Here is a 21,746-nt window from a genome sequence, read left to right as displayed (position 1 = left end):
GGGCCCCTGCCGATGGCGCTGCACCCGGTGATGACCTTCACCGGCCGCCCCGAGGACCTGGACCGCCTGGCCAGCTGCAGCTTCGGGGTGAGCGCCCCGGAGGCGCTGCGCCCCATCGCCGAGGCGCTGGTGGTGGAGATGGGCGCCGAGCCGGTCTGGATCGCCGAGGAGCGCCGCGGCCTCTACCACGCCGCCCTCACCGGGGGCGCCAACCACCTGGTCACCCTGGTCGCCGAGAGCCGGGAGCAGCTGCGCGCCGCCGGCGTCGCCGACCCCGGCCGGATGCTCGGCCCGCTCCTGGGGGCCGCGCTGGACAACGCCCTGCGCCTGGGCATCGACGGGCTCAGCGGCCCGGTGCTGCGCGGCGACGCCGGCACCGTCCAGGGGCACCTGGCCCGGTTGCGCGCCCACGCCCCCGAGAGCGTGCCGGCCTACGTCGCCCTGGCGCGGCTGACCGCCGACCGCGCCCTGGAGGCGGGCCTGCTCAAGCCGCACGACGCCGAACGCCTGCTGGACGTCCTCCAGGCGTGAGGACCGCCCCCCGCGACCGCACCCCGCACACGACCGTGAGGACTCCCCCATGACCGCACCCGACCGCGCCCCGGTCGTCGCCCGCACCCCCGAGGAGCTGGCCCGCATCCGCGCCGGGCTGGGCCGTACCGCCCTGGTGCCCACCATGGGCGCCCTGCACTCCGGGCACCGCGGGCTGATCGCCGCGGCCCGCGGGCGCGCCGAGGCGGTCGTGGTCAGCATCTTCGTCAACCCGCTGCAGTTCGGCCCCGGCGAGGACTTCGATCGCTACCCGCGCGCCTTCGAGGACGACCTGCGCACCTGTGCCGAGGAGGGCGTCGACGTGGTCTACGCCCCCGCGGTCGAGGCGATGTACCCCGGTGAGCAGCTGGTCACCGTCGACCCGGGCCCGATGGGGCACGTGCTGGAGGGCGCCTCGCGCCCGGGGCACTTCGCCGGCGTGCTCACCGTGGTCGCCAAGCTCTTCCACATGGTCCGCCCGGACGTGGCGGTCTTCGGCCAGAAGGACGCCCAGCAGCTGGCCGTCATCCGGCGCATGGTGCGCGACCTGGCGTTCGGCGTGACCGTGGTGGGCGTGCCCACCGTCCGCGACTCCGACGGCCTGGCCACCTCCAGCCGCAACGTCTACCTCTCGCCGGCCGAGCGGACCGGCGCGCTGGCGCTCTCCCGCGCGCTGCTGGCCGGGGCCGACGCCTCGGTCACCGGCCCGGTCGGCATCCTGGACGCCGCCCGCGAGGTGCTCCGCGAGGCGGCCTCCAGCGAGGCGCCGGTGGAGCTGGACTACCTGGCGCTGGTCGACGCGCACACCTTCGCCGAGGTCGGGGCCGACCACCGGGGCGAGGCCGTGCTGCTGGTGGCCGCCCGGGTCGGGAGCACCCGGCTGATCGACAACGTGCCGCTCACCCTGTGAGCACCGCCGTCCCAGGAGGAGGCCCGACCGTGACCACCGCACCGCCCCCCGGCAGACTCGCCGCCCCGGACCCGGGGTGGACCGCCGAGGCCGACGCCGTCATCGTGGGCTCCGGCGTCGCCGGGCTCAGCACCGCGCTCGGCCTCGTCGGCCGCGCCCCCGGCGCCCGCGCCGTCCTGGTCACCAAGGACCTGCTGGAGGCGGGGTCCACCCGGTGGGCCCAGGGCGGCATCGCCGCCGCCGTCGGCCCCGGCGACGACCCGGTGGCGCACATGGCCGACACCCTGGAGGCCGGGGCGGGCATGTGCGATCCGCTGGCCGTGCACCTGCTGGCCGAGGAGGGGCCGGCCGCGCTGGAGCGGCTCGTCGCCCTGGGCGCCGGCTTCGACCGGGACGGCGCCGGCCGGCTGGAGCTCACCCGGGAGGGCGGGCACCGCGCCGACCGGATCGCGCACGCCGGGGGCGACGCCACCGGCGCCGAGATCATCCGCGCCCTGGTGGAGGCGGTCCGCGCCGAGCCCCGGATCGAGGTGATCGAGCACGCCCTGGTCCTGGACGCGCTGCCCGGCACCGCCCCGGACGGCGGCCCCGCCGTGCGCGGGGTGACCCTGCACGTGATGGGGGAGGGCGACCGCGACGGGGTGGGCGCGGTGCTGGCCCCGGCCGTGGTGCTCGCCGCCGGCGGCCTGGGCCAGGTCTTCGCCTCCACCACCAACCCCGAGGTCTCCACCGGCGACGGCGCGGCGCTGGCCGCCCGCGCCGGGGCGCCCCTGGCCGACCTGGAGTTCGTCCAGTTCCACCCCACCGTGCTGTGGACCGGGCCGCAGGCGCGCGGCCGCCGCCCGCTGGTGTCGGAGGCGGTGCGCGGCGAGGGCGCCTTCCTCACCGACGTCCGCGGCCGCCGCATCATGGAGGGCGTGCACGAGCTGGGCGACCTGGCCCCGCGCGACGTGGTGGCGCACACCGCCGCCCGCGCCATGGCCGACACCGGCGCCGACCATGTGCTGCTGGACGGGCGTGCCTTCGGCGCCGAGGTCTGGGAGCGCCGCTTCCCCACCATCCTGGCCGCCTGCCGGGCCGACGGCATCGACCCGGTCACCGAGCCGGTCCCGGTCGCCCCGGCCGCCCACTACGCCTCCGGCGGGGTGGAGACCGGCACCGACGGGCGCACCGCGGTGCACGGGCTCTACGCCGTCGGCGAGAGCGCCCGCACCGGCGTGCACGGCGCCAACCGGCTGGCCTCCAACTCCCTGCTGGAGGGGGTGGTCTTCGCCGAGCGCATCGCCGCGGGCCTGGCCGCCGGGCCTCCCGCGCCGGCGGCCCCGGGCGCCCCCGGCCCCGCCGGGCCCACCGCCCTGGCCGACCCCGAGGGGCTGGAGGAGCTGCGCACCCTGATGTCCCGGCACGCCGGGGTGCTGCGCGACGCCGAGGGCCTGGCCCGCATCGAGGAGCACACCGCCGCCATGTTCGCCGCCGGGGCCGCCGACCCGCCCCGCCCGTGCGTTCGGACCTGGGAGGCCACCAACCTGGCGACGGTGGCCGCCCTGGTGGTCCGGGCCGCCCGGGAGCGCGGCGAGAGCCGCGGCGCGCACCGCCGGTCCGACCGGCCCGCCCCCGACCCCCGGCTGCGCGGCCGCCCGGTCCGCCTGGAGCTGGCCGCCGACGGGGTGCGGGCCCGGCTCGGCGAGCGCCCCGCGGACGGCTCGCCGCCCCCGGAGCTGCGCGCCGAACTGGAGGCGATCGGCGCCCCGGTGGCCCCGGGGCCCGCGCCCGGGGCCCGTCCGGAACTGGTGCTGCCGTGGCGCACGGCGGCCGAGGCGCACGTGCGCACGGTGCTCACCGCCCTGGGCGAGGACCTGACCCACGGCGCGCAGACCGACGTGACCACCGCCGCGACCGTGCCCGCCGCCCAGATCAGCACCGCCGACGTGGTGGCCCGCGCCGACGGCGTGGTGGCCGGGCTGCCCCTGGCCGAGCTGGCCTTCTGGCTCGCCGCCGAGGGGGCGGTGCGGGTGCGCCGGCGCGCCGCCGACGGCGACCGGGCCGCCCGCGGCGACGTGCTGATGACCGTCACCGGGCGCACCCGGGACCTGCTCACCGCCGAGCGCACCGCGCTCAACCTGCTCACCCACCTGTCCGGGATCGCCACCGCCACCCGGGCCTGGACCGAGGCCGTGGCCGGCACCGGCGCCCGGGTCCGGGACAGCCGCAAGACCCTGCCCGGGCTGCGGGCGCTGGAGAAGTACGCGGTGCGGTGCGGCGGGGGCGAGAACCACCGGATGGCGCTCTCGGACGCCGCGCTGGTCAAGGACAACCACGTGGTCGCCGCCGGCGGGGTGGAGGAGGCGGTGCACGCGGTGCGCGCGGCCTTCCCCGGGGTGCCGCTGGAGGTCGAGGTGGACCGGACGGACCAGATCGAGCCGGCGCTCAAGGCCGGCGCCGAGGAGATCCTGCTGGACAACTTCGGCCCCGACCGGCTGCGCGCCGCGGTCGCGCTGGTGGCCGGGCGCGCCCGGCTGGAGGCCAGCGGCGGCCTGACCCTGGAGGCGGCCGCGGAGGTGGCCGCCACCGGGGTGGACTACCTGGCGGTGGGGGCGCTGACGCACTCCTCGCCCGCCCTGGACATCGCCCTGGACCTGCGCCCGGTGTGACCGGGCGCGCCCCGGTGCGCCCCGGCGCGATGCCGCCCGCCCCCGACCCGAGTCCGTGCGACCGAGTGAGGACCCCCTGAATGCTCCTGGCGATCGACGTCGGCAACTCCCACACCGTCTTCGGCCTGTTCAGCGGCGAGGAGCTGGTCGACCACTGGCGGGTGGCCACCGACGCCCACCGCACCGCCGACGAGTGGGCGGTGCTGATGGGCGGGCTGATCGGCGCCTCGGCCACCGGCGGCGGGGTCGAGGGCATCGCCATGTGCTGCTCGGTGCCCGGCGTGCTGCACGAGATGCGGGAGATGTTCGGCCGCCGCCACCCCGGCGTGCCCGTGGTCGTGGTGGAGCCGGGGGTGCGCACCGGCATCCCGGTGCGGATGGACAACCCCAAGGAGGTCGGCGGGGACCGGATCATCAACGCGCTGGCGGCGGTGCGGCTCTACGGCGGCCCGGCGGTGGTGGTGGACTTCGGCACCGCCACCACCTTCGACGCGGTCAGCGCGCGGGGCGAGTACATCGGCGGCGCGATCGCCCCGGGCATCGACATCTCGGTCGAGGCGCTGTCCCGGCGCGGCGCCCAGCTGCACATGGTGGAGATCACCACGCCCCGCTCGGTGATCGCCAAGAACACCGCCGAGGCGTTGCGCTCGGGGGTCGTCTTCGGCTTCGCCGGGCAGGTCGACGGGGTGGTGGACCGGATGGCCACCGAGCTGGCCGACCCAGCCGCGGGGGTCGGCGCCGACGACGTCACCGTGGTGGCCACCGGCGGCCTGGCGCCGCTGGTGGTCTCCGAGTGCGAGACGGTCGACGTGCACGAGCCCTGGCTCACCCTGGTCGGGCTGCGCCTGGTCTTCGAGCGCAACAACGGCTGAGCAGGCGGCCGCGGGGGCGGGTGCGCGCCGGGGCAGTGCGGCCGCGCCGTTAAGATGAAGTGCGTGACTGACGTGCGCTACGACGACCTGCCCGAGCAGATGCGGGTCCGCCGCGAGAAGCTGGACCGCCTGCGCGCCGAGGGCGTCGACCCCTACCCGGTCGGCTACCCCCGCACCGACGCGATCGGCGACGTCCGCCGCGAACACGGCGGCCTGGAGCCGGACACCGCGACCGGGCACCGGGTGAGGATCACCGGCCGCGTCATGCTCTACCGCACCGGCGGCAAACTCTGCTTCGCCACGCTGCGCGACGACTCCGGCGACCTCCAGGTGATGATGTCCCTGGACCGGCTGGGCGCCGAGTCGCTGGAGGCGTGGAAGGGCGACGTCGACCTGGGCGACCACGTCGGCGTGGAGGGGGAGGTGATCACCTCCCGCCGCGGCGAGCTGTCGGTGATGGCCGACTCCTGGGCGCTGACCTCCAAGTGCCTGCGCCCGCTGCCGGAGAAGCACAAGGGGCTCACCGACCCCGAGGCGCGGGTCCGGCAGCGCTACGTCGACCTGATCGTCAACCCCGAGTCGCGGGAGATGGTGCGCCGGCGCTCGGCGGCCGTCCGCTCGATCCGCCGCACGCTGGAGGACCGCGGCTTCATCGAGGTCGAGACGCCGATGCTGCAGCAGGTGCACGGCGGCGCCACCGCCCGCCCGTTCACCACCCGCATCAACGCCTACGATCTCGACCTGTTCCTGCGCATCGCGCCGGAGCTGTACCTCAAGCGGCTGGTCGTGGGCGGCATCGAGAAGGTCTTCGAGGTCAACCGGAACTTCCGGAACGAGGGCGCGGACTCCACGCACAACCCCGAGTTCACGATGCTGGAGTTCTACCAGGCCTACGCCGACTACGACACGATGGCCGAGGTCACCCGGGAGCTGATCCAGGGCGCGGCGCGCGCGGTGTTCGGCTCCACCGCGGTGCGCCGCGGCGAGGAGGAGTTCGACCTGTCGGGGGAGTGGCCGCAGGTCACCCTCTACGGCGCGGTCTCCGGCGCGCTGGGCGAGGAGGTCACCCCGCGCACGCCCCTGGAGCAGGTCCGCAAGCTGGCCGACGGCCGCGGTGTGGAGTGGAGCCCCGACTGGGGCCAGGGCAAGCTGGTCGAGCACCTGTTCGAGGAGCTGGTCGAGCACACCATCGTGCAGCCCACCTTCGTGCGCGACTACCCGGTGGAGACCAGCCCGCTGACCCGGCAGCACCGCGAGGACCCGCTGCTCACCGAGAAGTGGGACCTGATCGGCTTCGGCATGGAGCTGGGCACCGGCTACTCCGAGCTGGTCGACCCGGTGGAGGAGCGACGCCGGCTCACCGAGCAGTCGCTGCTGGCCGCCGGGGGCGACCCCGAGGCGATGCAGCTCGACGAGGACTTCCTGCGGGCCCTGGAGTACGGCATGCCGCCCACGGGCGGCGTCGGGGTGGGCATCGACCGGCTGCTGATGGCCTTCACCGGCCGCAACATCCGCGACACCATCCTGTTCCCGCTGGTCAAGCCGGAGTGAACGGTCCGGGCCGCCCCCGCCGGGGCGGTCCGCCCTCCGCCCCCACTGTTACGCCATCGTGATGTAACGAGCGGGCGGCACCTTGCTGACCTGGGGCGGGAGCCTCCCAGGGGGGCCGTGCGGTGCTCCGGCGCCCCTCTCTAGAGGAGTCGCAGGTCACGGAGGTTCTTTGCGCAGGTCAGTCCCGCGCTGGAAATGATCTGCGGCGTGCTGTGTTCACGTTGCGCCTCTGTGGTGTCGCTTAGGGTGATTTGATGGACCTTGACGCCCTCTCTCCCTCCGCTTAGCGTTTTCCAGGCGAGCGGAGTTGTCCGCGCGCCCGACGCAGCAGAAGAGTTCGACGCGAGTGGGGATGGCCGGGAGCGGCCCGTTCGTCACCGTCCCTCCCCAGGTGCGCGCCCGTCGCGGTCTGTCCGTCCCAGACCGCGCACACCGGGGCACGCGCCGCCGGGCTTGTGCTCCGTGTGCCAGGAGGGCACAGGCACGGTCCCTCGTCCGGGCTTTCGTTGCGGCGGCCCGATGTTCCGCGCTCACCACGGATGAGGGAGGACGGAGTGGAACAGGCAACACTGGAACGGCGTGCCGTGAAGGCCCCTGGGGCCCATCTGCGCGACGGGGGGATGGTGCCCGCCCCCGCGATGCCCCGCGACACCGGCCAGCACCTGCCCGCGGCGCAGAGCCTCACCGAGGACGAGATCCAGCTCCTCGCCGAGATCGCCACCGGGGTCACCACCGACGTCGCCGCCCGCCGACTCGAACTCAGCGCTCGGACGCTGCGCCGCCGGCTGCGCGCCATCTGCGACCAGCTGGGGGTCAACACCCCGATCGAGGCGGTGGTCTGGGCCGCCCGCAAGCAGCTGATCTGAGCCCGAGGCCCACGACCGCACGGTGCCCGGCGCCCGGTCCGCCCCGTCGCCGCACGGCGAGGGGCGGGGCGCCGGGCACCGCCGCGTGCCGGGCGCTAGGCTGGCGCCCCATGGACCCCGCCCAGGAAAGGGCACGGGCGCCGGAGGACCGCGTCACCGTCCGCCGCGCCCGGACCCGCGACGTCGCGCGCATCCGTGGTCTGATCGACACCTACAGCCCCGAGCGCCGGGTGCTCTCCAAGAGCACCGTCAACCTCTACGAGGACATCCAGGAGTTCTGCGTCGCCGAGCTGGCGGAGGTCCCCGCCGTGGGCGAGGCCCCGCTCGGTCCGCGCCGGGTGGTCGGCTGCGGCGCCCTGCACGTGCTCTGGGAGGACCTGGCCGAGGTGCGCACCGTGGCGGTGGACCCGGTGGCCCGCGGCCGCGGCATCGGCCACGGCATCGTCGGCGAACTCCTCTCCCGCGCCCGCGAGCTGGGCGTGCGCCGGGTGTTCTGCCTCACCTTCGAGACCGCCTTCTTCGCCCGCCACGGCTTCGAGCCGATCCAGGGCACCCCCGTCTCGCCGCGCGTCTACGAGGAGCTGCTGCGCTCCTACGACGAGGGCGTCGCCGAGTTCCTGGACCTGGAGCGGGTCAAGCCCAACACCCTGGGCAACACGCGCATGCTGCTGCACCTCAACGCACCGGGGGCGCCCCGCGCCTGAGCGGCCGCCGAGCATGCGGGCCCGGTTCTGCCGGGCAGCGGTGAGAACAGGTCCCGACCACCGCGGAGAACACCTTCGGCGACGTCGGGAGCGTGGCGGTCAGAACCGGGAACGCCCCGCGACCCTGTTCGGACCGTCGGATGGGACGCGCAGCGCACCGTCTCGCCCCCGTGCGCCATCGCGGTCTCGACGGAGGTCTCTACCGATCGTGTCCATGTGTTCCCCGGCCCCGGCACCCGACCGGGTGACGAGCGGCGGACGGTTCCTTGAACCAGGGGCACGCGCTCCGGCCTGTCGGCCGCGCGCTCCGCCGCCCGGGCACACAGCGCGATCCGGGCGGGGGCGGGAGCCGCCGCGAGCGGGCCGTGGAGTCCGCGCGGGCGGTGCGCCTACATCAGCCGCAGCTGGCGGTCCTTGGGGCGGCGGCGGGCCGCCGACTCCTCGTCGACGGGCATCGTCAGCTCCCCGGGGACCGACGCCAGGAACGGCGAGGGCGCGCTGTCGGCCGCGGCGCCCCTGCGGGTGCGGCGCGCGGCCCGGGACAGGTACAGGCGCCGCTGTGCGCGCGTCAGGCCCACGAAGAACAGTCGGCGCTCCTCCGCCTCGGCCGCGGCGTCGCGGTCCTCACCCGGGAAGCGGAACGGCAGCACCCCGTCCTCGCAGCCGACCAGGAAGACCACCGGGAACTCCAGCCCCTTGGCGGCGTGCAGGGTCAGCAGGGACACCCGGTCGGCGCGCGGGTCCAGGGCGTCCACCTCGGCGCCCAGCGCCAGCTCCGCCAGGAAGCGCTCCAGGTCCGGCCCGCACCGGCGGGCCAGCGGCAGCACCAGCTCGCCCGCGGTCCGGGCGGCGGTGGCGGCCTCCTCGTCGCCCGCGCACCGCTCGGCGAGCGCCGCGGCCGCCGTGCGCACCCGGTCGGCGACCCCCTCGCCCGGCGTCAGCGGCAGCTCGGCGGCGAGCGCCCGCACCCCCGGCCGGGCGGACAGCCGGTCGTGCGTGCGCTTCTGGAACGGCACCCCGGAGGCGTCGAAGGCGCTCATCACCGCCTCGGCCTGCGCCGAGGTGCGGTAGAGCACGCAGATGTCGGAGAAGGAGAGCTCCCCATCGCCCTGTCCGTCGGACCGGCCGCTGTCCAGCGAGTGCAGCGAGGTGCCGCCCAGCAGCCGGTCGATCGCCCGCGCCACGAACGCCGCCTCGGCGCGCTCGTCGGCGGCCGCGTGCACCCCGATGCGCGGGGGGTCGGAGAAGTCGCCGACAGCGCGCAGCTCGCGCCCGGGCACCAGCGACCCCGGGGCGATCGCCGCCACGGCGGCGTCCACGATGGTGGCGTTGGAGCGGTAGTTGCGGGACAGGCGCACCGCGGCGGCGCCCGGGTGGTCCTGCTCGAAGCGCAGGAAGTGGCCCACGTCGGCGCCGCGGAAGCGGTAGATGGCCTGGTCGGGGTCGCCGATGGCGGTGATGTCCCCCTGCGGGCCGCTGAGCAGCCGCAGCAGCGCGTACTGGGCCGGGTCCACGTCCTGGTACTCGTCGACGCTCACCGACGTCCAGCGGCGCCGGTAGGCCTCGGCCAGGCCGGGGTCCTCCGACAGCAGGCGCACAGGCAGGGCGACCAGGTCGGCGAAGTCCACCAGGTCGTGCTCGCGCAGCCGCTTGCGGTAGGCCTCCGCCTCCTCGTCGGGCTCTGCGGCGGGGGCGTCCCGGCGGGCCAGCAGCGCCCGCGCGGCCTTCTCGGACCCCGTGGCCTCCACGGCGACCTCCAGCGCCCGCTCGGCGTCGGCGACGCCGAACCGCTCGCCGAGCCCGGCGCGCTCGTGCTGTTCGCGCAGGACCGTCAGGCCCAGGCCGTGGAAGGTGGTCACGGTGACGGGGTCGGCGTGCGCGCCGAGCAGGTCCTCCAGCCGCTCGCGGAGCTCGGCGGCGGCACGGCGGGTGAAGGTGATGGCCAGGCAGCGTTCCGGCGGCAGGCCGCGCTCGGCCACCTTGTGCGCGATGCGGCGGGTGAGCGTGCGCGTCTTGCCGGTCCCGGGCCCGGCGACGATCAGCAGGGGGCCGTCGGGGTGCTCGGCCGCGGCGCGCTGCTCGGGGTCGAGCCCGTCGAGGAGGCCCCGGCAGGACGGGTGGTCGGCACCGGGGCCGTCCGGGAACAGGGGCGGGGCGTCGGCGCCGCCGTCCGCGGGCGCCTTTCCGGAGGCAGGGCCCGTGGGGGAGGGGGGCGCGGAGGCCTCCGAGGGCTCGCAACCGGGCTCGTCGAAGAGGAGCGCGGGGGCGGAGGCCTCCCGCGTCCCGGGGGGACGGCCGCCTGAAGGCGCACCGGTCCGGGAATCCGGCGTCCCCTGCGCCTTCCTCCGATCCTTGCGCCCCTCCTTCTGCGGCTCCGCCTCGGCGCCCGGGGCGCCGTCCGCCCCCGCCGTCGGCTTCGCGCCGCTGTCGGCGGCGCCGCCGGCGGGTCCACCGGCGGGGCCACCGGGGCCGGCCGTGCCACCGGTGCCGCCACCGCCGCCCGCGGGCATGTCGAACAGGGCCGCCTCGGCCGGGGCGGCCAGCTCCTCGGGGCGGAACATGCGGATCACGCCGTACTCGCCGTCGAACCCGGCGTCCCGGATCACCTCGTCGCGGCGGAGCCGGGCCACGGCCTCGCCCAGCCGCTCGCCGCCGTGCCGGCGCACCTCCTCCAGCGGGCTGCGGGTGAGGATCTCCAGCTCCGGGCCGAGCGCGGCGACCAGCCGGTCCACCTCGCCGCGGACCCGCTTGCTCTTGGGACCCACCCCGACGATCTCGCTCACCATCTCCGGCAGCGGGACCAGGCTGGTGAAGCCGGCCGCGCCCTGCGGGCGGTACCCCTCGGGCCGCGCGGCCAGCTCGCGCACGCGGTGGGCGACCCCGACCGTCAGCGGGCGCCCGCACTCCGGGCAGCGGCCGTCCAGGCCCCGGGTGGCCTCCGGCTCCAGCCGCACCCCGCACTTGCGGTGCCCGTCCATGTGGTACTTGCCGTGCTCGGGGAAGAACTCAACGGTTCCGCGGTAGCCCTCGCCGGTCTCCAGGGCGCGCCGCACCGCGTAGTAGTCCAGGTCGGTGTCGAAGCGGGTGGCCTCCCGCGCCAGCATCGGCGGGGAGTGCGCGTCGGAGTGGCTGACCTGGGTGTAGCGGTCCAGCGCCGGGACGGTCCAGTTCATCGCCGGGTCGCTGGAGAGCCCCGTCTCCACGGCGAAGACGTGGTCGGCCAGGTCGGCGTAGCAGTCCTCCACCCGGTCGAAGCCGGACTTGGAGCCCAGAACCGCGAACCAGGGCGTCCACACGTGCGCCGGGACCAGGTAGGAGCCCGGGTCGCTGGACAGGGTGATCTCCAGCAGGTCGCGCGAGTCCAACCCGAGGATGGGCCGGCCGTCGGAGGCGAGATTGCCGATGCGGGCCAAATCGGCGGTGATCGCCTCGGCCGCCTCCATGGACGGGGCGTAGAGCAAATGGTGCACCTTTCGGGTGCGTTCGCCCCTTTTATAGATGGTGGAGATCTCCACGGAGAGCATGAAGCGCGGCGGTTTCCGACATGCGGGCGGCAGGGTGCGCAGCACTCGGCGCTCGATTTCGGGCGCCAGCCGGAACAGCCCCGGCTCGGCCGGGACCAGGTGCGAGCGCAACTCCTCGCGCCACGCCGGGTGAGTGAAATCACCGGTGCCGACCACGTCGACGCCCTTGCGCGCCGCCCACCAGGCGAGGTGTTCCAGGTCGCAATCCCTGCTGCACGCCCGCGAGTACTTGGAGTGAATATGCAGATCGGCGTGGAACTCCACGACAGGTCCTTCCCACCAATGCCCGCAGTGGCAGGGCGCGGGCGATCCCGAAGCCGCCGCGCGATGGCGGGCGCGGCCGCCGGTGCCACCATCCCACAACCGCGGACCGCCGATGCACCATATGCGAGCCCGCGTTCGGCCGGTGTAAAGAGCCGGGTAATCTTGCCGGTGCCATGGAGAACCCGCACCCCCGGTTCCCGCTCCGGGCCGTGGGGGAGAGGAGGGCTCTGATATACCGGCGGTGACCGCTTCGGGGCCAAACGCTACGAAGAGTCGTCAATTCGGTCCCGATTCGGCTGCGACGCCCGCGGTTAAGGGAGATCGGGAACGCATCACCGTCCCGGCGCGTTATCCGTCCGCCGCCATACCGATGCCGTAATGGGCCCGCCGGGGGCGTGCGGCACCGACAGGTCCGCCGAGGTGTCTATGATGTCGGGGTCCCCACCCGTCAATCCCGGGTATCACGGGGCGTGCGCGCCGGTTGCCGCGCTTGCGGCCCAGGCGGAGGCCGCCGACCCTCTCCGTGGGGTAATTGCTGCATAAAGTAACAACAAGGAAGGGTGTGCGTCCGATGGGCGACGTTTTGTCGGCGCTGATCCCCCCCGCTGTTGTCGCGACGGTCTTCTGTACGTTCGTCGTCAAGCTGCTCCGCAAGGAGATGGCGCCCCGGACGTCGGACGGCAGGCTGGTGAGCGAGGCCCGGGCCGATGCGGCCGCGAGCGCCCCGCCCGATGCCGGGCGTCCGGCCGGAACCGGTGAGGAAGCCGCTGCGCACACGCGCCCGGAGGAGGACGGCTCCGCCGGGGAAGAGGGATCGGAGCGCCCGCGCCGGGACCGATAGCGGGGGGTCGGCGGGCCGCCATATACCGGCCCGTCGCAGGCGTGTCGCGGGCCCGAATCGGCCGCCGCGGCGATCTTTTCCGCCCGGGGCGCGGACCTCGGCGATTTTCATCGCGTCGAGAATTGTCTTCCGTCCCGGGGGCGGATAGCTTTATATTCAGGTGCCGACGCACCGCACTGCTGAAAGGTCTACATCCATGGCACAAAAGGTTCAGGTGCTTCTCGTCGACGATCTGGACGGCGGAGAGGCCGACGAGACGGTCGCGTTCGGGGTCGACGGAACGAGTTATGAAATCGACCTGAGTACCGACAACGCCTCCAAGCTCCGCGAGCTCCTGGCCCCGTACGTGTCGGCGGCGCGCAAGGCCCCGGCCAAGACCGGGCGCAGCGGCCGGCGGCAGCAGCGCAGCGCCCCCAGCCGTGAGCGCAGCGCCGAGATCCGGGCGTGGGCCAAGGCCCAGGGCAAGCAGGTGAACGAGCGGGGCCGCATCCCGGCCGCGATCGTCGCCGAGTACGAGGCGGCGCAGGGCCGCTAGACCCCGGTCGCGGACCCTCCCCGGTCGGGTCCGACCCGGCCCGGGGAGCGCCGGGTCCGGCCGTGCGCCGGGCCGCGCGGGTGCGCCCGTGCGGCGCCGGGGCCGGGCCGGCGCGGCCCGGGGCGGCCCTGTTCGCTCAGAGCACATCCGAAGGAATGCACAGGCGGTCCGTGCGCCCCGCGAATACGGAGGGCGCGCGGGCCGTTCGCTTGCGGCGTAGTCGGAACACCGAAGGCCCGATTGGTAGTTGGATGAGGGTGAACGCCCTATCGTCGGGGAAAGTCTCTGGCAACGATGGTCGGAGGCAACCGGACGATGCGGGTGCGTCCTCCGGTCGGCGGGTGTCCGGCGGCGCGGGGGACGGGTGCGGCAGCGCCCTCCGAGGGCTTTCACCCCCCGAAGGGCCGAAAAGCGGAAAAGCGTGAGGGTCGGAACTTCCGCCCCTGCCTGACCGCTCTGTGAGGAGCGACGAGACATGTTCGAGAGGTTTACCGACCGCGCACGGCGCGTGGTGGTCCTGGCCCAGGAAGAGGCCAGGATGCTCAACCACAACTACATCGGTACGGAGCACATCCTGCTCGGCCTCATCCACGAGGGTGAGGGCGTCGCTGCGAAGGCTCTGGAGAGCCTGGGGATCAGCCTCGAAGCGGTCCGGCAGCAGGTCGAAGAGATCATCGGCCAGGGGCAGCAGGCCCCCTCCGGCCACATCCCCTTCACCCCGCGCGCCAAGAAGGTCCTGGAGCTGTCCCTGCGCGAGGCGCTCCAGCTCGGCCACAACTACATCGGCACCGAGCACATCCTGCTCGGGCTGATCCGCGAGGGCGAGGGCGTGGCGGCCCAGGTGCTGGTCAAGCTCGGCGCCGACCTGAACCGGGTGCGCCAGCAGGTGATCCAGCTGCTCCACGGGTACCAGGGCAAGGAGCCGCAGGCCACCGGGGCCTCCTCGGAGTCGGCCCCCTCCACCTCCCTGGTGCTGGACCAGTTCGGCCGCAACCTGACCCAGGCGGCGCGGGAGAGCAAGCTCGACCCGGTCATCGGCCGGGACAACGAGATCGAGCGGGTCATGCAGGTCCTGTCCCGCAGGACCAAGAACAACCCGGTGCTCATCGGCGAGCCCGGCGTCGGCAAGACCGCGGTGGTCGAGGGGCTGGCCCAGAAGATCGTCAAGGGCGAGATCCCCGAGACGCTCAAGGACAAGCAGCTCTACACGCTCGACCTGGGCGCGCTGGTGGCCGGCAGCCGGTACCGCGGCGACTTCGAGGAGCGCCTCAAGAAGGTGCTCAAGGAGATCAAGACCCGCGGCGACATCATCCTGTTCATCGACGAGCTGCACACGCTGGTCGGCGCGGGCGCGGCGGAGGGCGCGATAGACGCCGCCTCCATCCTCAAGCCCATGCTGGCCCGGGGTGAGCTGCAGACCATCGGTGCGACCACGCTGGACGAGTACCGCAAGCACCTGGAGAAGGACGCCGCCCTGGAGCGGCGGTTCCAGCCCATCCAGGTCGACGAGCCCACCATCGCGCACACCATCGAGATCCTGAAGGGGCTGCGCGACCGCTACGAGGCGCACCACCGGGTCTCCATCACCGACAGCGCGCTGGTGGCCTCGGCCCAGCTGGCCGACCGCTACATCAGCGACCGGTTCCTGCCGGACAAGGCGATCGACCTGATCGACGAGGCCGGCTCGCGGATGCGCATCCGCCGTATGACCGCGCCGCCGGACCTGCGCGAGTTCGACGACAAGATCGCCGACGTCCGCAAGGACAAGGAGTCGGCCATCGACGCGCAGGACTTCGAGAAGGCCGCCTCGCTGCGCGACGACGAGAAGAAGCTGCTCAACTCCAAGGCCCAGCGGGAGAAGGAGTGGAAGGCCGGCGACATGGACGTCGTCGCCGAGGTGGGCGAGGAGCTCATCGCCGAGGTCCTGGCGGCCTCCACCGGCATCCCGGTCTTCAAGCTCACCGAGGAGGAGAGCTCCCGGCTGCTGCGCATGGAGGACGAGCTGCACAAGCGCGTCATCGGCCAGGAGGACGCCATCAAGGCGCTCTCCCAGGCGATCCGGCGCACGCGTGCGGGCCTGAAGGACCCCAAGCGCCCCGGCGGCTCGTTCATCTTCGCCGGCCCGTCCGGCGTCGGTAAGACCGAGCTGTCCAAGACGCTGGCGGAGTTCCTGTTCGGCGACGAGGACTCGCTGATCCAGCTCGACATGAGCGAGTTCATGGAGAAGCACACCGTCTCCCGGCTGTTCGGCTCGCCTCCCGGCTACGTCGGCTACGAGGAGGGCGGCCAGCTCACCGAGAAGGTGCGCCGCAAGCCGTTCTCCGTGGTCCTGTTCGACGAGATCGAGAAGGCCCACGGCGACATCTTCAACTCGCTGCTGCAGGTCCTGGAGGAGGGCCGGCTCACCGACGCCCAGGGTCGCAACGTCGACTTCAAGAACACGGTCATCATCATGACCACCAACCTGGGCACCCGGGACATCTCCAAGGGCGCGGCGATGGGCTTCGCCAAGGAGGACGACGAGAAGACCAACTACGACCGGATGAAGGCCAAGGTCCAGGAAGAGCTCAAGCAGAACTTCCGGCCCGAGTTCCTCAACCGCGTCGACGACGTCATCGTCTTCCACCAGCTGTCCGAGAAGGAGATCATCGACATCGTCGACCTGATGGTCGCCAATCTGGACGGTCGGCTCAAGGACCGCGACATGGGCCTGGAGCTGCGGTCGAACGCCAAGAAGGTGCTCGCCTCCCGCGGCTACGACCCGGTGCTGGGCGCCCGGCCGCTGCGCCGGACCATCCAGCGCGAGATCGAGGACCAGCTCTCGGAGAAGATCCTCTACAACGAGCTGCGGCCCGGACAGATCGTGGTGATCGACGCCGAGGGCGAGGGCGCCGACGCCCGGTTCACCTTCACCGGGGTGCCCAAGCCCGACTCGGTCCCCGACGCCCCGCAGGTGGAGGAGACCGCGGCGGGTTCGTCGGAGTAGCCCGGCACCAGCCGCACAGAGCGGCCGGGCCGCACCGCACCCGCCCGTCCCGTCCGCAGGAGCACCGTGGGCCCCGCCTCATCGAGGCGGGGCCCGCTTTCGTGTGTCCGGGGGAGGACGCGGTGTGCGGGCCCGGGCCCGGCGCAGGCCCAGGCGCCGCGCAGCTTGGGGGAAATCCGGCCGCGTGCCCTGAAGCCGGTGCGGTGTCCGATTCGGCGAAAGGGTGGCGCCGCCCGCGGCCCTGACCGACGATGATCACGACGCACCAGGGCCAGGGAGGGCATATGAAGCTGAGGTTCATCGGCACCACGTCCCAGGGCAGCGGCTGCCCCAGCCTTTACGAGACCGACGGCGGGGAGTACGTCGTGCAGGGGCGCCGGCTCACCGACCCCGAGGCCCTGGCCCAGGTGAGGAATGTCCTGGAAGGGGAAGAATTCGTCGTCGTACCCCGTGAGCTCCTGACACGATACGCCCCCAAGGAGTGACGTGGCGGACCTGATCCCCCCGGGCCCGGACCTCGACAGGCTCTTCCGGGACTGCCGCTTCACGGCCTGGCGCCTGGAGACGCGCCGCACCTACGGAGTGGCGGAGGAGGACGGGCCCTATCGGGAGTGGCTCGCCGGGCGCGATCCGGGGATCGGGTGGTTTCTGCCGTGGCTGGAGCTGGTGCGTGCCGAGACGGCGAAGGGCAAGCGTGTGGAGCGGGTCAGGCTGGTCGACGATCCCCCCTCGGACTACCTGAGGTGGGAGCTGTGGGGCACCCCCTACAACCTGGCCGCGGGGGAGGACATCCGCTACCTCCCGCGCGGCCACCCGGTGGTGGGGGAGCTGCCCGCCGATGACTTCTGGGTCTTCGACAGCTCCGCCGTGGCCCGGCTGCGCTTCGAGGGCGACCGGTTCGCGGGGGCCGTCCTCCTCCGGGAGCCCGAGGAGGTGGTCCGGGCCGTCCGGGCGCGCGACGCCGCGTGGCACCACGCGCTCCCCTACACCCGGTACCTGTCCACGCTCATCCGATGAACGACTACCAGACGGCGCGGCACGCCCTCGGGAGGCGTCTGCGCGAACTGCGCACCGAGGCCGGCCTGTCCGGCCGCTCCCTGGCCGAGGCGCTGGACTGGGCGCCCTCGAAGGTGAGCAAGCTGGAGCACGGGCGCCAGACCGCCTCCTCGGCCGACCTGCGCGGCTGGGCGGCGGTCTGCGGCGCACCGGAGGCGGCGGGGGAGCTCATCGCCCAGCGGCGGGCCATGGAGACCCACTACGCGAGCTGGCGGCGCCAGCTCGCGGCCGGCACCCGCGCCCGGCAGCGGGCGTTCGGCCAGGACGAGAGCGCCTCGGGGCGCATCCGGGTCTTCGAGTCGGCGTGCGTGCCGGGGCTGCTGCAGACCCCCGAGTACGCCCGGCACATGCTGCGCCGCACGGTCGAGCTGCACCGCGCGCCCGACGGCGACGTCGAGGAGGGGGTGCGCGCCCGCATCCGCCGCCAGGAGGTGCTCTACCGGCCGCACCACCGGGTGGAGGTGCTGCTGTGGGAGCCGGCGCTGCGCATGCTGATCTGCCCGGAGGAGGTGATGGCCGGGCAGCTGGACCGGATCGCGGGGATGGTGGGCATGCGGGCGGTGGACATCGCGATCGTCCCCACCGGCGCGCGGGTGCGGGTGGTGCCCTCGCACGGGTTCTGGATCTTCGACGAGCGGCTCGTGATCGTGGAGACCATCGGCGCGGAGCTGCGCCTGGACGACCCGGAGGCGGTGGTGCCCTACCGGGCGGTCTTCGAGGCGCTGTCCGCGGCGGCGGTGCGGGAGGCGGCGGCGCACCGGCTGCTGGCCCGCATCCGCGGCGACCTGTTCCGCCCGAACGGCCGGTGAGGGGCGTCGTGAGAAATTTCGAGAAACCTCGGGGACGCCGGGAATGGCCGCGCCCTAGCGTCGTGCCCCGGACGGACCGGACCGGCGGGGCCCGCAGCCGCGGTCCGGCGGATCACGGTCGGCGGGCGCGGAGAGGGGGAGCGGTGGGTGCGGGGTGGTCCGGCTGGCGGTTCGGGACGCGGCGCGGCTTCTACAGCGGGGCGGTGGTCTACACGGCCTCGCGGCCGCACCCCGAGGCGCCGGGGCGCACCGAGGAGGTGGAGGCCGCCGACCGGGACGAGCTGGCCGCGGCGCTGGAGGTGCACGCGCTGCTGGACGCGCTGCGCGCGCGGTACGGGCGCGACTGGTCGATCGGTGCGGAGGGGGCCACCGCGGGACGCCCCCGGTGGGTCTGGGCGGCGCCGCGGCGGCCGGGCCGGACCGCCCCCCGGCCGATGCAGCCGGCGGAACTGGCCGCCTGGCTCGACGAGCACGGCGGCGGTGAGGACGGCGGAGCGGACCCGGGGGCGGGCGGAGGCGAACGGGACGGCGGGAACGGCGGCGCGCGCGGAGGCGGGCCGGCGAGGGCCCTGGACGGCGACGGCCGACTTCCCCATCCAGGGCCTCCGCGGGCCCCTCGTCCACGCACCGGAGGCCGCTGACGAGGGCGCCCGCCCCGCCGGCTCCGCCCGCCCCCGTCGGCAGGGGCGCGCGGTCCCGGCGGCGGTCTAACCGGGCAGGGCGTAGCGGCCGTCGTCCAGCGGGTCGACGAGGCCGTCGGCGATGAGGGCGTCCAGGGCGCGCTCGCGCTGGACCGGCTCGTCCCACACCGCGTCCAGGGCGGGCTTGTCCACGGGCCCGGGAGCGGCCCGCAGCACAGCCAGCAGGCGGCCGCGGACCTGGCGGTCGGTCCCGGCGTAGCGCTGTCCGCGGCGGGGCGGGCCGTCGTAGGCGGGGTGGCCGGCCGCCCGCCACGCGCACCGGTCGGCGATCGGGCAGTCGGCGCAGGCGGGGGAGCGGGCGGTGCACACCAGCGCCCCCAGCTCCATGACGGCCACGCTCCACCGGACCGCGGTGGGCGCGTCCGGCGGGAGCAGCTCCTCGGCCAGCGCCGTCTCGCCCCGGGTGGCGGCCTTCGGCGGGTACTGGACCCCCGTGACCGCCCGGGCCAGAACCCGGCGCACGTTGGTGTCCAGAACCGCGTGCCGCTGCCCGTAGGCGAAGCTCGCCACCGCGGCCGCGGTGTAGGAGCCCACCCCGGGCAGCGCGAGCAGTTCGGTGTGGTCGCGGGGCACCTCGCCGCCGTGGCGCTCGGTGATCGCCCGAGCGCACGCGTGCAGGTTGAGGGCGCGGCGCGGGTAGCCCAGGCGGTTCCACATCCGCACCGCCTCCCCGGAGGGCTCGGCGGCCAGATCGGCCGGGGTCGGCCAGCGGCGCATCCAGGCCTCCCAGGCGGGCAGCACCCGCACGACCGGGGTCTGCTGCAGCATGACCTCGCTCACCAGCACCGACCAGGGCGATGCCCCGTCGGCGCGCCAGGGCAGGTCGCGCGCGTTCCGCTCGTACCAGGCGAGAACCGCGGTGGAATAAGGGTTGTCGATCATGCCCATTCGTGGTCGGAATACGGCGGGTTGAGTATGTGACACGCCGGGGGAACCGGAATACTACGCCCATGGCGTCAAGTGCTGGACACCCGGGACCGGTCAGCCCCGGGACGTATTGGAAGCGGCGTGTCTTCGTACTGGTGGGCCTGCTGGCGGTGGTGACCCTGATCGCCTACGCCTGCCGCCCGTCGGCCTCCGATACCGACAACGCGGCCGGGACGTCCCCGGACGCCGCGCCGTCGGCGGAGTCCTCACCCAGTGTCGCACCGTCTCCGACGCCCAGCACCTCGTCCGACGACGGCGACGACGAGGACGAGAAGGACGACGAGGACGGCGACGACGACTCCTCCGGGGACGGCTCCGGAGGGGACGCGGACGAGGGGTCCGGCGGCGACTCGGACTCCGAGGACGGCGGGGACGGCAAGGACGGCGAGGACGAGGAGTTCCCCGCGCCGAAGAAGGCGGGCGACCCCTGCCGCCCCTCCGACGTCGTCGTGACGGTGGAGACCGACAGGAGCGACTACGCCTGGGACGCCAAGCCGAAGATCGAGCTGACCGCCGTCAACACCGCCGAACAGACCTGCACCGTGGACCTGGGCCCCGAGGCCATGGAGGTGCGGATCACCTCCGGGGACGACCGGGTCTTCTCCACCGCCGATTGCGCGGAGCGCAAGGACGAGAACAAGGTCGAGCTGGAGCGCGGCGTCCCGGAGAAGAGCACGTTCACCTGGGACCGCAAGCGGTCCTGGAAGGACTGCCGGGACGGCGACGTCACGGCGAAGCGCCCCGGGACCTACGTGGCCGCCCTGGAGGGCGACTACTCCTCCGGCAAGGAGCGGGAGCGCCAGGTCTTCCGCCTGAACTGAGCCCGGATCGTCGAGGGGCCGGGGATGCCGCCGGGCGCCCTGATGGGCGTCCGCGCCCGTCTGCCGCCGCAGGCCCGGAAGCCGGTCTGCGCCGCGTGTCCGTAGGGAACGCGGTGCGCTCCCCNNNGCGCCCCCCGCCCCCCCGGCCCGTGCCGAGGCGGCGGCCCCCGCCTCCTCCGGTGCCGCGGTCCTGCACGGCCGGCCGAGCGCCCCCCGGCCCCAGGCCCCCGGCCTCCGACGACGGCTGACGAGCGTCGGCCTCGACGGCGCAGCAGGTACCCCGCTCGGGGCTGCTTGCCGGGTGGCGGGCCGCCGCGGTGCCAGGGGGAAGGCGGCGACGACGAAGCAGGCGCGGTTCCCCGGGCGCCCTGGTCGGCCGGCGGGCCTCTCGCGGTCCGGGAACAGCGGCAACGACGGAACGGCAGGTGCCCCGCCGCCCGGCAAGCAGGCAAGAGCGGGCCGCGGGGCCGAGGTCCGCCTCGGCCAGGGGCGCCCCACGGTCCCCAGCCGTCACGGTGGGGGACCGTGGCCGGGCGGTTTCCGGTTCCGGACCGTGCGCGGTCAGGCCGAGCGGCGGCGCCGGGCGGGCAGGGCCGTGGCGAGGGCCTCGGACACGTCGTCCACCCCGACCACCTCGATGCCCTCGACCGGCACCTCGCTGTGCCGGGGAACGATGGCCCGGGTGAAGCCCAGCCGCTGCGCCTCCATCAGGCGGCGCTCCACGCCGTCCACGGCGCGCACCTCCCCGGCCAGGCCCACCTCTCCCAGGGCGGTCAGCCCTCGGGGCAGCGCCTCGTCCCGCGCCGAGCCCGCGACCGCCAGCGCCAGGCCCAGGTCGACCGAGGGCTCGCCCAGCCGCACTCCGCCCACCGTGGACAGGTACACGTCGGCGTTGGCCAGGCGCACCCCGGCCCGCCGTTCCAGCACCGCCAGCACCATGTTCACCCGGGCCTGGTCCAGCCCGGAGGTGGCCCGCCGCGGCTGCGGCAGGTTGGTGGGGGCCACCAGCGCCTGCACCTCGGCGATCAGCGGGCGGCGCCCCTCCAGGGTGACCGTCACACAGGTGCCGGGGACCGGCTGGTCGCGCCGGGTCAGGAACAGGCCGCTGGGGTCGGGCATGCCGATGATCCCGGCCTCGCCCAGGTCGAAGCAGCCGATCTCGTCGGTGGGGCCGTACCGGTTCTTGACCGCGCGCAG

The 21,746-nt window shown here is 74.5% G+C and carries 18 protein-coding genes; 15 read left to right on the top strand and 3 right to left on the bottom strand.

What is annotated here, in order from left to right:
- The 7 genes from D450_RS0107895 to D450_RS0107865 all read left to right on the top strand — a co-directional run.
- Window positions 1-531 (top strand): Rossmann-like and DUF2520 domain-containing protein (locus tag D450_RS0107895; RefSeq protein WP_026128433.1); only part of this gene is annotated, 531 nt, incomplete at its 5' end.
- A gap of 49 nt (window positions 532-580) precedes the next feature.
- On the top strand, window positions 581-1,441 hold the full coding sequence (gene panC, locus D450_RS0107890; RefSeq protein WP_017538130.1) for a pantoate--beta-alanine ligase: 861 nt from the start codon (window positions 581-583) through the stop codon (window positions 1,439-1,441).
- A gap of 29 nt (window positions 1,442-1,470) precedes the next feature.
- Window positions 1,471-4,092 (top strand): L-aspartate oxidase, encoded by a 2,622-nt coding sequence (locus D450_RS0107885; RefSeq protein ID WP_017538129.1) that lies wholly within the window; start codon window positions 1,471-1,473, stop codon window positions 4,090-4,092.
- Window positions 4,093-4,172: 80 nt separating this feature from the next.
- Complete coding sequence (locus tag D450_RS0107880; RefSeq protein ID WP_017538128.1) at window positions 4,173-4,964, top strand: type III pantothenate kinase; 792 nt, start codon at window positions 4,173-4,175, stop codon at window positions 4,962-4,964.
- A gap of 72 nt (window positions 4,965-5,036) precedes the next feature.
- Window positions 5,037-6,515 (top strand): bifunctional lysylphosphatidylglycerol synthetase/lysine--tRNA ligase LysX, encoded by a 1,479-nt coding sequence (gene lysX / locus D450_RS0107875; protein WP_017538127.1) that lies wholly within the window; start codon window positions 5,037-5,039, stop codon window positions 6,513-6,515.
- A gap of 638 nt (window positions 6,516-7,153) precedes the next feature.
- Window positions 7,154-7,381, top strand: a complete 228-nt coding sequence (locus D450_RS0107870; RefSeq protein ID WP_394296678.1) for a LuxR C-terminal-related transcriptional regulator — start codon at window positions 7,154-7,156, stop codon at window positions 7,379-7,381.
- A 110-nt stretch (window positions 7,382-7,491) separates the two neighbouring features.
- Window positions 7,492-8,085, top strand: a complete 594-nt coding sequence (locus tag D450_RS0107865) for an amino-acid N-acetyltransferase (RefSeq protein ID WP_017538125.1) — start codon at window positions 7,492-7,494, stop codon at window positions 8,083-8,085.
- A 389-nt stretch (window positions 8,086-8,474) separates the two neighbouring features.
- Here the strand turns inward: D450_RS0107865 and D450_RS0107860 are convergent, their stop codons facing one another.
- Window positions 8,475-11,873 carry a UvrD-helicase domain-containing protein gene (locus tag D450_RS0107860; RefSeq protein WP_017538124.1) on the bottom strand — a complete coding sequence of 1,133 codons (3,399 nt, stop codon included), beginning with the start codon at window positions 11,871-11,873 and terminating at the stop codon, window positions 8,475-8,477.
- Between the two features lie 571 nt (window positions 11,874-12,444).
- Between D450_RS0107860 and D450_RS0107855 the strand changes: the two genes are divergently transcribed.
- The 7 genes from D450_RS0107855 (at window position 12,445) to D450_RS34130 (ending at window position 18,741) form a co-directional block, all read left to right on the top strand.
- Window positions 12,445-12,714, top strand: a complete 270-nt coding sequence (locus tag D450_RS0107855) for a hypothetical protein (RefSeq protein WP_017538123.1) — start codon at window positions 12,445-12,447, stop codon at window positions 12,712-12,714.
- Between the two features lie 196 nt (window positions 12,715-12,910).
- Window positions 12,911-13,249 carry a histone-like nucleoid-structuring protein Lsr2 gene (locus tag D450_RS0107850; protein ID WP_026124390.1) on the top strand — a complete coding sequence of 113 codons (339 nt, stop codon included), beginning with the start codon at window positions 12,911-12,913 and terminating at the stop codon, window positions 13,247-13,249.
- A 475-nt stretch (window positions 13,250-13,724) separates the two neighbouring features.
- A complete protein-coding gene (locus D450_RS0107845; RefSeq protein ID WP_017538121.1) occupies window positions 13,725-16,235 on the top strand; it encodes an ATP-dependent Clp protease ATP-binding subunit in 2,511 nt (836 codons plus the stop codon).
- 284 nt (window positions 16,236-16,519) lie between these two features.
- On the top strand, window positions 16,520-16,720 hold the full coding sequence (locus D450_RS0107840; protein WP_017557981.1) for a hypothetical protein: 201 nt from the start codon (window positions 16,520-16,522) through the stop codon (window positions 16,718-16,720).
- Window position 16,721: 1 nt separating this feature from the next.
- Window positions 16,722-17,252, top strand: a complete 531-nt coding sequence (locus D450_RS0107835; RefSeq protein ID WP_017538119.1) for a DUF6879 family protein — start codon at window positions 16,722-16,724, stop codon at window positions 17,250-17,252.
- Entirely contained in the window at window positions 17,249-18,100 is an 852-nt protein-coding gene (locus tag D450_RS0107830; protein ID WP_017538118.1) for a helix-turn-helix domain-containing protein, read from the top strand. Before D450_RS0107835 ends, D450_RS0107830 begins: the two co-directional genes overlap by 4 nt.
- Window positions 18,101-18,243: 143 nt before the next feature.
- On the top strand, window positions 18,244-18,741 hold the full coding sequence (locus D450_RS34130) for a hypothetical protein (protein WP_083932574.1): 498 nt from the start codon (window positions 18,244-18,246) through the stop codon (window positions 18,739-18,741).
- A gap of 66 nt (window positions 18,742-18,807) precedes the next feature.
- On the opposite strand, the gene D450_RS0107820 is transcribed toward D450_RS34130, so the two are convergent.
- Window positions 18,808-19,683, bottom strand: coding sequence for an HhH-GPD family protein (locus D450_RS0107820; RefSeq protein WP_017538117.1), 876 nt, complete (start codon window positions 19,681-19,683; stop codon window positions 18,808-18,810).
- A 140-nt stretch (window positions 19,684-19,823) separates the two neighbouring features.
- Here D450_RS0107820 and D450_RS0107815 point away from each other — a divergent pair, with 140 nt between their 5' ends.
- Window positions 19,824-20,549, top strand: coding sequence for a hypothetical protein (locus tag D450_RS0107815; protein WP_017538116.1), 726 nt, complete (start codon window positions 19,824-19,826; stop codon window positions 20,547-20,549).
- Between the two features lie 561 nt (window positions 20,550-21,110).
- Here D450_RS0107815 and D450_RS0107810 read toward each other — a convergent pair.
- A partial coding sequence (locus D450_RS0107810) for a magnesium chelatase domain-containing protein (protein WP_017538115.1) occupies window positions 21,111-21,746 on the bottom strand: 636 nt, incomplete at its 5' end.

The sequence above is a fragment of the Nocardiopsis halophila DSM 44494 genome, assembly GCF_000341245.1.
GTDB classification, from domain to species: domain Bacteria; phylum Actinomycetota; class Actinomycetes; order Streptosporangiales; family Streptosporangiaceae; genus Nocardiopsis_A; species Nocardiopsis_A halophila.
The sequence above is the reverse complement of the archived record's forward strand: the minus strand, read 5'-3'. Positions and strand labels throughout refer to the sequence as shown.